10 protein-coding genes and 1 tRNA gene are annotated in these 13,440 nt (G+C 67.4%); 6 read left to right on the top strand and 5 right to left on the bottom strand.

What is annotated here, in order from left to right:
- The first annotated feature begins 152 nt into the window (after positions 1-152).
- The 3 genes from ALI22I_RS09425 to ALI22I_RS09415 are packed head-to-tail and all read left to right on the top strand — an operon-like array spanning position 153 to position 7,401.
- A complete protein-coding gene (locus tag ALI22I_RS09425; RefSeq protein WP_077005082.1) occupies positions 153-1,358 on the top strand; it encodes a restriction endonuclease-related protein in 1,206 nt (401 codons plus the stop codon).
- On the top strand, positions 1,355-4,723 hold the full coding sequence (locus ALI22I_RS09420; protein ID WP_077005081.1) for a hypothetical protein: 3,369 nt from the start codon (positions 1,355-1,357) through the stop codon (positions 4,721-4,723). Before ALI22I_RS09425 ends, ALI22I_RS09420 begins: the two co-directional genes overlap by 4 nt.
- Positions 4,720-7,401 carry a pPIWI_RE module domain-containing protein gene (locus tag ALI22I_RS09415; protein WP_077005080.1) on the top strand — a complete coding sequence of 894 codons (2,682 nt, stop codon included), beginning with the start codon at positions 4,720-4,722 and terminating at the stop codon, positions 7,399-7,401. The genes ALI22I_RS09420 and ALI22I_RS09415 overlap by 4 nt, the downstream gene beginning before the upstream one ends.
- On the opposite strand, the gene ALI22I_RS09410 is transcribed toward ALI22I_RS09415, so the two are convergent.
- Positions 7,389-8,519, bottom strand: a complete 1,131-nt coding sequence (locus ALI22I_RS09410) for a hypothetical protein (RefSeq protein WP_143532085.1) — start codon at positions 8,517-8,519, stop codon at positions 7,389-7,391. The genes ALI22I_RS09415 and ALI22I_RS09410 overlap by 13 nt on opposite strands.
- The gene (locus ALI22I_RS09405) at positions 8,516-9,163 is read right to left on the bottom strand and encodes an SMODS-associated NUDIX domain-containing protein (protein ID WP_077005078.1); all 648 of its coding nucleotides are present in this window, start codon (positions 9,161-9,163) and stop codon (positions 8,516-8,518) included. The genes ALI22I_RS09410 and ALI22I_RS09405 overlap by 4 nt, the downstream gene beginning before the upstream one ends.
- Positions 9,164-9,790: 627 nt before the next feature.
- Between ALI22I_RS09405 and ALI22I_RS09400 the strand changes: the two genes are divergently transcribed.
- The 3 genes from ALI22I_RS09400 (at position 9,791) to ALI22I_RS09390 (ending at position 11,310) form a co-directional block, all read left to right on the top strand.
- On the top strand, positions 9,791-9,994 hold the full coding sequence (locus ALI22I_RS09400; RefSeq protein WP_077005077.1) for a hypothetical protein: 204 nt from the start codon (positions 9,791-9,793) through the stop codon (positions 9,992-9,994).
- A 169-nt stretch (positions 9,995-10,163) separates the two neighbouring features.
- The gene (locus ALI22I_RS47565) at positions 10,164-10,769 is read left to right on the top strand and encodes an Arm DNA-binding domain-containing protein (protein ID WP_179118168.1); all 606 of its coding nucleotides are present in this window, start codon (positions 10,164-10,166) and stop codon (positions 10,767-10,769) included.
- Entirely contained in the window at positions 10,678-11,310 is a 633-nt protein-coding gene (locus tag ALI22I_RS09390; RefSeq protein WP_077005075.1) for a site-specific integrase, read from the top strand. The genes ALI22I_RS47565 and ALI22I_RS09390 overlap by 92 nt, the downstream gene beginning before the upstream one ends.
- 90 nt (positions 11,311-11,400) lie before the next feature.
- On the opposite strand, the gene ALI22I_RS09385 is transcribed toward ALI22I_RS09390, so the two are convergent.
- The 3 genes from ALI22I_RS09385 to ALI22I_RS09375 form a co-directional block, all read right to left on the bottom strand.
- Positions 11,401-11,474 (bottom strand) — tRNA-Pro (locus tag ALI22I_RS09385).
- A 172-nt stretch (positions 11,475-11,646) separates the two neighbouring features.
- The gene (locus ALI22I_RS09380) at positions 11,647-12,768 is read right to left on the bottom strand and encodes a sensor histidine kinase (RefSeq protein WP_238598238.1); all 1,122 of its coding nucleotides are present in this window, start codon (positions 12,766-12,768) and stop codon (positions 11,647-11,649) included.
- Positions 12,762-13,418: a response regulator gene (locus tag ALI22I_RS09375; protein ID WP_077005074.1), complete on the bottom strand. Its 657-nt coding sequence runs from the start codon at positions 13,416-13,418 to the stop codon at positions 12,762-12,764. Before ALI22I_RS09375 ends, ALI22I_RS09380 begins: the two co-directional genes overlap by 7 nt.
- Positions 13,419-13,440 lie beyond the last annotated feature (22 nt).

Raw genomic sequence — 13,440 nt, 5'->3', positions numbered from 1 at the left:
CCGTGAGCATCCTACTCAATAACAACACTGGGCCAATAGGGTGACACCGGTGAACCGCAGTTGCCTCGGCCTGCTTTCGCCCGACAGTATCTCCCCGATTTCATACGACGGTCGCCGGGACGGAAGTTCCCGGCTCGGGTGCTGAAGGCCCGGTGAGACTGATAACCACCTCGGAATCCGCTGCGACGACCAAGCGCGGCCTGGACTACCTGATCCTCACGCTGCTGGCCTCCGGCTTGGCGGAAATCGCCCGCAGGCGGCACACCTCCGACCGGGCCACCGGCTCCCGACGCCACGTCCCGTACCGCCCGCTGCCGCTGCCGGATGCGTGGCGGGAGGCGTCCGCCCGGCTCTGGTGGCACTACCACGAAGCCGGGAAAGTCCCACCTGCCGACGACTTCGAACTCCTGGAACTGTGCCGCACGGCGTTCGACAAGTGGGACGCGCCCCTGGAACTGTCGCCGGTGGACCGCCAATCGAGTCTTCTGGACGGGGACGAGATGACGGACCTGGCGACCGAGGCCGCGCGGGCAGGCACGAGGGACCCAGGCGCCCGGTTCGCCGAGGAGCAGGCGTACGACGCGCTGGTGACGACCGCCGAACTGAACGGCACCTCGGAAGAGGACATCCAGCGCAACTACGTCAGGCTCCGCAGGTGCCTGATTGAGCACCCCGTCGTGACGGACAACGAGGTTCGCAAGCTCATGAAGGTTTTCCCCGCAAGCGCGACCCAGGCCCAGCCCGTCGTGCTGCAGCTGATCGACTCGGCGTACGAACGACACGTCACGGGCGGTGCCCCCGTGACGATCCGCATCTGCGGCGACTGCGGGAACCTGGTCTCCTACAGCTCGGACCGGTGCGGCACCCCTGGATGCGTGGGGCAGCCTTACGCGGACACCCTACGACCGCTGGACGCGTACTACGTGCAGAACCGCGGTGTGCGCAAGTACATCCATGATGCCGGGCGGCTCGACGTACGGCTGCACGACAGCCTCCAACGGGATCTCCTCGATGAACCGGTTCTGCTGGAACTCTGGCCGGGGCGCGACACCCTGGACCTCCTGGTGTCGTTCCTCGACCCCGACAACCCGGACCCGGCGCACCCTGTGGAGGTATGGGGGGCAGACGGGAAGGATCACGCGGCGCCCGGCTTGCTCGGTGCCCGGTTCACCTGGAACTCGCGGATCCCGTGCGACCGGAAGTTTCTGGTGCTGCCCGAGCACAGGCTCGACCAGCCGAACTACCTGGTAGACCTCGTGACCACGCTCGAAGGCAGGGTCCCCGACGTCCGGGTGATGGGCGAGAAGGACTTCGCCAAGCGGGTCGTGAGGCATTGGAGGGAGATCAGGAGCCGATGAGGGACACGTCCGGCTGGTACAAGGAGTTGATCGAACCCCTGCGGCAGCTGCTGGCGAAGGTCAGGGCCGAGTCGCCACAGCTGAACGACGACATGCCCATCAAGGACTTCTTCTCCGTCGAACTCGGTCTGCGCTTCCTCTCCACGCACTTCCCCGGAGAAGGGGTCGGTGCGCTGTGGGCGCTGATGTCCGGGTACCTCCCGTGCCCGGAGCACCTCGTTCCCGTGCTGCGCAGGTTGCGGATGCGCATGGGCGAGGTGGGGCACAGCAACTACTTCCTCATCTGCCTCAACCGGTACGTCGGCGTCGACGAGCGGGTACGCGGCTTCGCGACTGCCGAGGAAGTGGCGCGGGTAACCGATTCCACTTCGTTCCGGCAACTCGACCCGGCCCAACTCGCCGATCGTTGGAAGTACTACGACGACGCGCTCGCCACCCCGGTGCCCTACGTCGCGTCGACCACCCGCGCCCTGGCCGAGTCCGGCGAAACGTACACCTTCACGAGACGGGACCGCCGGGTCGAAACCGTGCGCATCCCGGAGGTGCCCGCAGGCTCGGCTCCCCCCAAGCTGCCCTCGAAACCGACGCGAGAGCGCCACGCCGCGAAGATCTGCCGCGACGAGCTCAAGGCAACAGCCGAGGAGATGGACGACGATCTGCGGAAGGCCGCGGTGAAGCATCACGGCGTGCCGGAACCGTACTTCACCGCCTTCTGGGAAGGTGTGCAGGGCTCCTCGGAAGGCGTGCAGGACTTCGTCTTCGAGCCTGGGACGGACGAACTCGTCCAACCGGCGTCGATCGAGATCGACGGGCTCATCCACGAGGTCGGGCTGATGAACAGCGGGAAGTCCACCAAGGCCCTGATCCTCGTGGTCAACCGGGTGCGGAAGGCCGGCTGGCACGTGACGCTCGTCGTGAAGTCCGTGATGAAGGTGTACGAGGCGGTATCGCTGCTGAGCTACCTGGGCATCAAGGCAGCACCACTCGTCGGCCGGTCCAGCCGCACCGACCACGTCGCCGCGTACTGGCAGTCGGTGCTGTCCGACTCGGCCACGACGTTCCCGACCGGCGAGGACCCGGCGGCGGTGTTCACCAACAACATCTGCCTGCTGGAACCGGGGTGGCGACGCATGTCCAACAGCCCTGATCTCGAACCGCTCCACCCCGACGACTACCCTTGCCGGGGACGGCTGCGGAAGATGGACGACGACAGCGGCCATCCGGAGCGCTTCGACTGTCCGCTGCTGGCGGTGTGCCCCACCCAGGCCGCGGAGAACGCCATCGCCGAGGCCCGCGTGTGGGTCACCACCCCGCAGGGCCTGGTGCGCAGCCGAGCCACGGCGATGCAGGACGACATGCGCTGGCTCGAAGCGTGCCAACACCACACGGACCTGATCGTCGTGGACGAGGCCGACCAGGTTCAGCAGACCTTCGACAGCCAATTCATGCAGGCCGAACTACTGGTCGCCGCCGAGACCGGCTGGGCGGACAACACTTTCACCCAGTCCCTCCAAGGCCGCATCCGGCAGGACCGGCTGCCGATGCAGAGCACGGAGGTCAAGCGCTTCTGCGGCTACAGCCGAGACCTCCTGGAAGCGGTCGACGAGCTGTACAGCCTGCTCGTCGACGACACACCGACCAGTGAACGGCTGCGGGACGTCCTCGACAAGACCCCGTTCACGGGGTACAGCCTGCTCCGGAGACTCGCCTGGGGCGTTCGCGGTCTGCCGTACGGCAAACCCGCCGAGGACGGGGCCGACGAAGCCGCCGAGGCATTCCTCCGCAAGGTGCTCGGCCCGCTGGCCCTGGACCCGTTCCGGCCGCCGAAGGGCGCGCTGCGACGGGTCGCCGAGGCGGTCATCGGCCGCTACCGCGATACCGAGCGGACCTCCGTGATCGACGACTGGCTCATCGCACAGGCTCCCGAGGAGAAGAAGGAGCAGGTCCGCGAGCGAGTCGACTACCTGCGGCTGCTGCTGCGCGCGGCGATGTGGAGCAGCCGGATCACCGCCGTCTTCCTGGAGATGTCCACCCTGTACCCGGCGGTTGCCGACGACCTGCAACTGCCCGACGGCGACAGCTTCTGGCAGGGACAGCCACCCGAGGACTACCAACCCCTGGTGCCGGAAGCGCTCATGGGCAACCTGATGGCGTTGCAGTGGAACCGGAAAGGCGACGGATTCACCGGAGACCTGCGGCTCATGTGGGTGCGCGGTGTCGGGCGTTGGCTGCTGCACCACCTGCACGACCTGTTGGAGCCCGAAGGGATCCAGGGCCCGCATGTCCTCCTGACCTCAGCGACGAGCTGGACGCGCCACTCGTCGCTGTACAACATCGACATCACGCCGACTGCGTTCGTCCGCGAACCGCCGCAAGACCGCGAGGCGCTCCACAAGTCCACAATGGAGTTCCGACCGGTTGATCACGAGAACACCCGGGTCTTCGTCTCGGGTCGAATGGGGGACGAGCGAGAGCAGGCGCTGAACCTGCTCGCCACCCACCTCACCGTGCCCGGCCGCCACCAACCCACCTCATGGCTGGACGACCTACGCGCATCGCTTCCCGCCGGACGGAAGAAAGTCCTGTTCGTCACGCTGAGCGGTGACGACGCCGAACGCACCGCGAGGTGCGTGAACGACCACAGCGCGTTCACGGCGCACCACGTGGTTCCGAACAACCTGCACCCCGGGGAGTTCGGACTTCACCTGCGCCGGGTCGCCACCTTCGGCAAGTCCGACACCGACATCCTGGTCGCTGCGGAGCTGGCCATCCAACGCGGGCACAACATCCTCAACGCCGAGCGGACGGCCGCTCTCGGCGCACTGTGCTACCTCGTTCGCCCCCACCCGCCGGCGTCCGACCTCTCTTTCCCTCTCTCCCTCATGAACCGCGACGCGATGCGCAGGATCCTCTCGCCCCCGGCAGGAACGGGTTCACTGGCGGCCGAAGCGCGCAAACTGCGCAAGCAGTCCCGAGAACGCTGGCACGGTCTCCTCGGCGAACAAGTGATCTTCCGGCGGCTGCGCAAGGACGCCCACCTGGCGTTCGTCGCCAACAGCTTCGTGTCCATCTACCAGACCATCGGGCGCACCATCCGCGGCGGCACCACCACACGGGTGTACTTCTGCGACGCGGCCTTCGCCCCGAGAGGCGGACCGGGCGGTGGCCGGGGCACGGACTCGGACACCATCCACACCAGCCTGCTCCTCGCGATCGCCGCCATGCTCGACGGTCTTGTGGAGCCGCCCGGCCGCAAGGCCAGCCTGGAACAGCGCCGCGACCACGTCGTCAACACCACGCTCTTCGCACTCGCACACCGGTTGTTCGACTCGATCACGTGGCCCGAACCGAGGAGAGTCCCTTGAGCACCGACAAGAAGGCAACACCCACAGGTGACAAGTCGACGATCATCCTGCCGGTGTTCGAGTTCGACCGCCCCGGCCCGGAAATGCACTTGCGCTCCCTGGCATTCCCACCGCGATGGATCACACTGCTGAAGAAGGCATGGCACCAGCGCGGGAAGCCTTCCGGTTGGAACCTCCCGACGACTTCGCTCATCGAGCTGATGTCCAGCCTGGACGTCCACATCCTCGGGATCAGCCGCAACATCCACGACGAGCACTGGATCCGCGCCTACCGCGACGTCGACCCCACAGTGATCCACATCGCGGTCGCCACGTGGGCGGCGACCGCGGTGACCCCGGACGACGCCTCGCTCGACTGGGAGGAGTTGCTCGACCCCGGCCTGCTCCGATGGCAGGACGAGCACCTCGTCCTGGCCGAATGGGGAACCCGCGCCAACGGCACAGCCGATGTCTCGCCGCACACCTACCAACTCCTCCCCGCGTACCTGGCGAGCACCGTCGTCGACCAGGGCCTGCTGCTCGGCGGTGTCGAGCGGAAGTTCGTCCTGGGCCCGCTGGACCCCGGTGGTCCGCGAAGCGCCGTCTCGTGGCCTCCCGAGAAGCTGCCCGGCAAGAAGGCCGGCGACGCCTGGTGGTCGATCGAGATCGTCTTCCGCGTCCGTACCGTCCCCGGGCACCCCGTTCCCAGGGTGCACGCAACGCTGGGTGTGGTCCGGTACTCGTACGAGCCGGTGGTCTACGTGCCCGGGAAACCCAAAGGCGTGACGCTGTGGATGTTCGCCACGCAGGGCGCGCTCCGGTCGAAGGAAAGACCGACGCTGCTGGCCGCAACGGCGGGGTGCTACAAAGTAGCGGGCGAATGGGCATGGCGTTGGAACAGCCGCCTCGCCCGAACGCTCGGCAACCTCACCACCCGGGCGATGCCCGACCCCGCTGCCGTCCTTCACTCGCCCCGCGACCACCACCCCGACGCGGTCGGTGACGGACTCGCCGCGATGGCGATCTACCGCAACGGCACCAAACTGGCCCTGCCGACCACTGAGGAGGCCGGCGACGACGCCGGTAAACCGAAGGCCAAGCACTTCCTGCACGAGGCCGGAACCGGGTTCCAACCGGGCGACCACATCGAGGTCCACGAGGAACTCGGCCGGATCTTCAAGTCCGCAGGCCTGATCGCGGCGGGATCGATCGAACGCCGGAAGAGCACCGCCGTGGGAGACCGACTGCCGCGACAGCAACTGCCGGACCAGCACTATCACCTGGAGCTGTGGACGCAACCAGGCGACACGCTCGACGCCCTGCTGACCGTCATCACTCATGAGAAGGGGCTCGGACTCGAACCAGGCCCCACGCAAGAGGGCAGGTTGTCCTTCACCGGGGACTACGGCCTCTCGGTTTCCCTCCACAGCATCGGCCGACTCGCGGACGGTATCTCCGCACGACTGGAAAGCGACGACGATCCCGCCGCATCCCGCGACGCCGAGCACGCGACCGCGGAGCGCATCGGGGACATAATCGAGACGCTTCCCCCCGTCGCCGAGAGGACTGCGGCTCTGGTGGAAATCGACAAGCCCTTGACCTACCTCGCGCAGGGACGAGTCGATCCGTACAAGGCGATCAAACTCGGCTTCCTGCGGTCCGGTCGGCTGCCCCAGTGCCTGCACCCGATCAGGAAGCAACCCGATCCCGCGCCCAAGGCCACCCAGCCGGACGACGGGGAGGCAAAGGCGTCCAAGCGGAAGGAGAAAGCCGATCGACGACTCGACGGAACGCAATATCGGCCCGGCGACGCCAAACGGGCCGTGCTGGCGATCTCGGACAGCCTTCGGCAACTGGGCCGCAGCGCAGTCCCGCCCCCGCTCCCCGGCATCGACGGCCACTTCGAAGTCACCGGGATCTGGTTGGAGCAGCGCGGGAAACAGCGGGTGCCGATCATCGTGACCGCCGATCGCACCGGTGCTGTCCGAGCGCGCTTGGTCGACATCGGCGAGTTGACCGTCGCCGAACTGCCGGCGGCGCTGGACGCCGGTCACGGCCGGCTGGATCCGGAGGTCGAGACAGCTGACCGGCAATTGGCCGGGTTCATCACGAGCGGGCTGGACCCCGACGCGACCCACGATCGATTGGTGCTGCTGAGAGCCGCCAACATCCGCAACCGCGGCTGGCGCTGGCTGCAGGACCAGCACATCACCCGCGACTCGCTAGTCCTCCCCGGTCACAAGCCGGACACCAGGGGGCTTTCCCCGGCCGATCTCCCGGGGCTGCGGTTCGTCCGCCTCCGCGAACACGACAATGACGACGAGGTGCCCAGGGCGTTCGTCTCGTACTGGGACACGAAGGATGATGATCCCGAGCCGATTCGTCGAGCCGCCCGCACCAGAGGCGTGTTTCCTTTCAGCGATTGGGTTTTCTACGGAATCGCACCCCGGTCCGATCAGGCGCAGACACCGCTCTCCGTGTCCAAACTGGACCCTCTGCGCGCGGTGGATGCACGGAAACCGGGCTACAACTCGAACCCGCTGGAGATCGTCACTGCTTTTCTCCAACCCGGTGATGCACCCCTCGACTGGGCGGCCTACACGCAGTCGTTGAGGCGGGCGCACTTGCACACCGACATCGCGACGGTTTTTCCCGTGCCGCTGCACCACGCCCGCCTCGCGGCCGACTACCTCATGTGACGCGACGGGTTCGTCGCCGGACCCCCGGGAACGTGGAGCCACGCTTGACTGTGAAACCGCTTCGCGGGGAGGTCGATGGTCACGGGCGTGAACTCTGCCGGGGAAAGCCCTCCGTAGCCGTGTCGGACGACGTCCTGGAAGACGGTGTCCGACACGGCCAAGACGAAGTCCGGGTCGCGATCGGCAGCCAGCGCCGACCGCAGCGGGGGCGAGTCGAGAATCCGGTGGACGCCTACCACCACATCACCCACCCAACCGTTCGAACCCCGCTGCACCACACCGCGGTCGAGGGCCACTCGCAGCCGAAGTCGGGAACCGCTGTCCAAACACCGGTTGAGGTCGGCGAGGGCGATGCCTATGCCCCTGACCAGACGCGGGAGCGTCACCACTTCGTCGAGCGCTGCGGGGAGGATGGCGAACTGACTGTCCCCCGCCCCTTCGAAGACGACCGCTCGTTCATCGATGCCGGCATACCTCCGTGCCGACTTCAGCACGTCGAGCAGCCGTTCCTGCGCGCGGGCCGCTTCCGGGTTCCGGAAACGGCTGTAGCCTTCGATGTCCACGGCCAGGCACAAACGCACGCCCAGGCCCGCCCGGACCATCGGTGCGGGCCTTGGGGGTGGTAGGTCGGGAGCGGTGTCGTCGGCGGGCAGCGTCAGGGGGAACGTCCACAGGCCCGCCGGCCCGCAGTGGGTCAGACGGCGCCGGAACATGGTACGTGCGGCCGAGAGGTCGACACGGACTGTGAGGGCGACTTCACGAGGTTGTGCAGTCGAGGCGGCCATGAGGACAGGCGAAAGCGGAGAGGTGTCCAACCAACCGCGGTCGAAGTCGCCACAGTTCCATTCGACGATCAGTTCGGAGCCGTCGACTCGTGCGTGCACACCGGACATGTTCGACAACTCGACCACGTCGACCGCGGGGACGATCGCCCACCGGATGGAAGCTGCCACGTAGCGCCATCCCGGCGCGAGGCGCCCGAGCGACACCGGGAGCCTGATGGCCACGGCACCCGCGACGGCTGTGACGTCGACAGGCCCGCAGTCCGGCTCCGAGAAGCACCGTCGGCGTACCGGCGGTCGAACCGGCGAACCGAGCCTGACTGCGACCGCGCTCATCGGATCGGCGGTAGGTCGGGCCGCGTTCGCACGCCTCCCACCAGATAGGCGGTATGCGGTGTGATGAGCGCTCGCCCGGCACGACCGTAAAGGATGTCATCGGAGGACGCCCCGATGACGGTCGTGACACCTTCGTCCTCCGCGAGCCTGAACAGGGCTTCGCGCAGTCTCAGCGATCGACGGTCGGTGCACACGAGGTCGTAGAACTCCAGGTGGCGCAACTGCTGGTACGGCTTGTGCGGCAACGGGGCAGGTCCCTCGACAACCGTGCGGATGTGCGCGAAGCGAATTCCACCGAGGTCGTCGGCCAGCTCCGGGAACCCGACCTCGCCCAGTTCCTCGGCCAGTTCGCGGATGAGACATTCTTCGGACGACTCGCGGTACGCACCGCTGTCGAACCAGCGCAGGAAACCCGAGACACCGCTCGCGGGGAGGAAGCCCCTCAGGTCACAGCGCATGGCGACCCCGAGGTCGGTCCACCGCTCCGGGTGAAATCCCAGGCGGTCGAGCAGGTCAGTGGCGGCATCGAAGTACTTGAAGACCCCTCCGGGTGGAGTGAAAGCTCCCGGCCTGGAGTTCGCGTGGAACAGCACGTGCGTGTTGTCGTCACGGACCCGCAGGACTGCCGCGCACGAAACCCTCATCCGTCTCACACGACGCTCCGGGGTCACCTGACCTCGCTGTCGTATCACGACCGGACTCGGCCTTCGCCCCACGACAACCCCCTGGTCCACGCTTCGACGCCCCGACGTTCATTGTGCGGAACCGACGACTGCCCTGGGACGCGCTTCACTCGGTTGCAGGACACCCACTCGTCCTTTCCCCTCCGCATTTCCGGAACCGTGACGTCCGGTTCGTCCAGTCGTTGGAACGAGTGGGGTCGGACGACGGAAGGCGGCGGTATGGCGGGCGAGCGGGTGCGGTTCTAGGAGGGGATCGAGTTGCACCTGGTCCGGACTGGGCCGGTGGGTGCGGCGGTCACTGTTATGTTGGCGCACGGGTATGCGTTGGACCGTCGGAGTTGGCATCGGGTTGTGGCGGGGTTGCCTGACGAGGTTCAGGTTGTCGCCTACGACCACCTGGGAGCACGGTGAGTCCGGGGCTGCTACCGCCGAGACCGAGGCTATCGAGCAGCTCGGCGACGACCTCGACGAGCTGATCGAGAAGGCCGTTCCTGAAGGTCGAGTCGTGATCGTCGGGCATTCCAACTCGCCGAAGCCGAGCAGCGCATCCAGCACGCACCCAACCCGGACCTCATCGACACCCTGCCCGTGACCAGGATCGAACTGGACCGGCTACCCGAAGACCTTGCCCGCGCCCTGTTCGAGGCACTCCGCCTGGAGATCCACTACGACCGCGACACCAACACCGCCATCTACCACATCACCCTGACCGGCCCTGTGCCGCTCGAAAATTCATCGCCGCTGGTCATGCAGCATGAACCGATTTTCGGCACTGGCCCACCGCAGGAGTGACACATCCAAGCCGCGTGGTGAGGTGGCGACAAGTGCCACGAGCACGACCTGCGGTGTCGTCCTCGGTGGTCGCGGTGTGGTCGCATGCGGCACACGCTCGTGTTCCACCTCCAACACGGGAGGCGGAACACGAGAGAAGGTCATGATGAGCAACCCTCAACGTGGGCGCGTGTATCGACGGTGTGGCTGTAGGGACCACACAGGCAGGCAGCTCGGCGCCCGCTGCCCCGAGCTGGCGAGCGGCAGGCACGGGCGGTGGGCGTTCGCGGTTGACCTGCCGTCGTTGGACGGGCGTCGGCGGACCATGCGGCGCAGCGGCTTCGCCACCAGGACAGAAGCTCAGGTCGCCCTGGCCAAGGTGCTGGAGTACGAGCGGACCGGCATCGTCACCGACGACAAGCAGACCGTCGCCGACTACCTGACCACGTGGCTACGCGACAAGGCATCGACGCTCAAGCCGACGACCACCGCCCGCTACAGCGACTACGTCTGCAAGAACCTCGTTCCCGCCCTGGGCGCGGTGCGGCTGGACGCGCTCAACCACCAGCACATCACGCTGTTCATCCACGACCAGCTGGCCGCCGGGCGCGGTCCGGTCACCCTACGGCGCTGCGTCGCCACCCTGTCCAGCGGCCTCACCGACCGTCCGACAACGACGACTGGCCCACAACCCCGCTCGCTACGTGCTGGTGCCGCAGCCGCCGAAGTACGAGCCCGCCTGTTGGTCACCGATCGAGGCCGCACGATTCCTGCGCTATTGCCACGACCACGATGACCCGCTGACCGACCTGTTCGAAGTCATCATCGGCACCGGCCTGCGCAAAGGCGAGGCGCTCGCCCTGCACTGGGACGACATCACCCTCGACGACCAGGTGGCGTTCATCCGCTACACGCTGTCCAACATCAACAACACCACACCGGTCCTCACCGCCCCGAAGACCAAGAGCAGCCGTGCCTGGATCGGCCTGTCCGACCGCGTCGTCACCGCGCTGCGCCACCAGCGGCTCCGCCAACCCGGCGACGGCCTGGTGTTCCACCGCCGCGACGGCAGGCCACTGCGCCCCGAGTACGTGCTCCGGCACTTCCACCAACTCGCCGACGCCGCCGGACTGCCCAGGATCCGCGTGCACGACCTACGGCACTTCGCCGCCACCACGATGCTCAGCTCACGCGTGCCGCTCGCCGTGATCTCCCGCGCGATGCGCCACTCGACCCTGTCCACCACCACCGAGGTCTACGGCCACCTGCTGCGCCACGTCGCCCACGACGCGGTCGACGTCATCGCCCATGCGCTGAACGAGGCCGACGTCGCCTGACCGGCCGACTGCGACCACATTGCGACCACAACAGCCGAAAACGACACCAGCGGGCTTGCCTCGAAAGGCAAACCCGCTGGTCACTGGCCGTCGGGACGACAGGATTTGAACCTGCGACCCCTTGACCCCCAGTCAAGTGCGCTACCAAACTGCGCCACGTCCCGGCCGCATCCCGTTGTGGGGTGCGTGGATAGCTTAGCGCACTCGCAACGGGCCCCCGACGCGGGCCCCTGGATTGGGGGGTCAGGCGGTCTAGCTGGGGGAATGACAGAGGCCCGCCAGGGGCGGGCCTCTGTGCTCCCCTCGGTCTCACCGCTCCCCCGGATCGACGCCTACCTACTGTGCGTTCGCGGGGTTTCGTGCACTACCGCCGAAAGTCGAGTCATCTGTGTCAACTTTCGACGGACCCGTGGGTAGGTTCGCGTCCAGTGCGAAGCTGCCGTCTGGTCGGGGGGTGGTGGTCAGGGTGCCGCCTACCAGGGTTACGCGTTCTCTTAGGCCGTGTAGGCCGTGGCCGCCTTGGTCTGGTGGTGGCACGTGGGTTGTGGGTGGGTCGTTGACGATGGACACGTGCAGGTGTCCGTCCTGTTTCGACAGTCGCACTTGGACTTCGGCGCCGGGAGCGTGTTTGGTCACGTTGGTCAGGGCTTCTTGGATCACCCGGTAGACCGCTCTGCCTGTGGCCGGTGGTGGCGGCGCGCCGCTTTGGTCTTCGTAGCGGACGGTGAGGCCTGCTGATCTTGCGCGGTCGATGAGGGACTGGATGCCTTCGAAGCCTGGTGTCGGTTCGGTGTTGAGCAGGCCCAGGGCTGCGCGCATTTCGGCTAGGGCTTCCTTGGCCAGTGCGCGGAGGCGTAGGGCTGTGTCTCGGGTCTTTGTGTCGTCTGTGGTGGCGGCTAGGGCTGCTGATTCGACGGCTATGAGGGTGGCGTGGTGGCCTACGGCGTCGTGGATCTCGCGGGCTATGCGGGCGCGTTCGGACGCTCGGGCGCCGTCTTCGCGTGCCTGCAGTTCGGCGGTTCGGGCGCGGGAGGCTTCGGCGAGGCTTGCGGTGAGTTCGCGTCTGGTGGTGATCAGGGCGCCTAGGGCGGTGGGGGCGCCGGACATGAAGAGGCTGAACGCGAACGTCAGGAGGGCGGCGCTGGGGGGTAGGGCTTGGGTCACTACCACCAGGGTGGAGGGGAGGATGGTCGCGACCGCTACCCACGTGATCATCACCGGTACGGGTGTTTTTCGGCCGATGCGGTACATGGCTATGACGGTGGGTGGCCAGCCGAGGCCGCCGATCAGGCCTGGTAGGCAGAGCAGGGCCGCTGTCCAGGGGCGCCAACGGCGCAGTGGGAGGAGCAGGCACGCCGCCAGGGCCGTGGGGATGGACCACGTGTACGGCACGTAGTCGGCCATCAGCACCATCGCGGCGGGCACCGTGACGACCAGGAACTCCAGGAAGATCACCACGTGCCCACCTGGTGCGCCACCAGGGCGGCTTGGACGCGGTTCTCGACTCCTAGTTTGGTGAGGACCGTGGAGACGTAGCTCTTCACCGTGGCCTCGCTGAGGCCTAATGCGGCGGCGATCGCGCTGTTCGGTTGGCCGCTGGCCAGCAGGGTCAGGACCTGGCGTTCGCGGGCGCTCAGGCCGTTGAGGTGCGGGTTCTCGCGCAGGCGGGTGGCACGCAGCTTGGGCAGCAGGCGGGCGGTGATCCGGGGGTCCAGGACCGCTCCCCCGGCGGCCAGGTCGAGCACGGCGCGGGCCAGGGCGTCGGGTTCGGCATCCTTGAGCAGGAAGCCCTGGGCTCCCAGCTCCAACGCCGTCGCCACGTATTCGTCCAGGTCGAACGTGGTCAGCACGGCCAACGCGGGCGGGTCGGGCCACGCCAGCAGCGCCTTCAACGCCGTCAGCCCGTCCATGCCCGGCATCTGCACGTCCACCAGCGCCACGTCCGGCCGGAGGCGGCGCACGGCTTCGAGCAGGCCGGCGCCGTCCGCGGCCTCGCCGACGACCTCGACCCGGCCGTCGGCCTCCAGCAGCACTTTCAGCCCTCGGCGGAGCAGCGGTTCGTCGTCAGCGAGGACCAATCGCACCGGCACGGTGCCAGGCAACCGCATTCCGCCTGCCGGAGCAACCGGA

Origin of the sequence: Saccharothrix sp. ALI-22-I (assembly GCF_001984175.1) — a bacterium.
GTDB lineage: Bacteria > Actinomycetota > Actinomycetes > Mycobacteriales > Pseudonocardiaceae > Actinosynnema.
The sequence above is the reverse complement of the archived record's forward strand: the minus strand, read 5'-3'. Positions and strand labels throughout refer to the sequence as shown.

What these genes read in the sequence shown, in the direction of transcription:
- ALI22I_RS09420 (WP_077005081.1), top strand. Translation starts at nt 1,355, where the DNA reads ATGAGGGACACGTCCGGCTGGTACAAGGAGTTGATCGAACCCCTGCGG.
- ALI22I_RS09410 (WP_143532085.1), bottom strand. Translation starts at nt 8,519, where the DNA reads ATGAGCGCGGTCGCAGTCAGGCTCGGTTCGCCGGTTCGACCGCCGGTA.
- ALI22I_RS09405 (WP_077005078.1), bottom strand. Translation starts at nt 9,163, where the DNA reads ATGAGGGTTTCGTGCGCGGCAGTCCTGCGGGTCCGTGACGACAACACG.
- ALI22I_RS09375 (WP_077005074.1), bottom strand. Translation starts at nt 13,418, where the DNA reads ATGCGGTTGCCTGGCACCGTGCCGGTGCGATTGGTCCTCGCTGACGAC.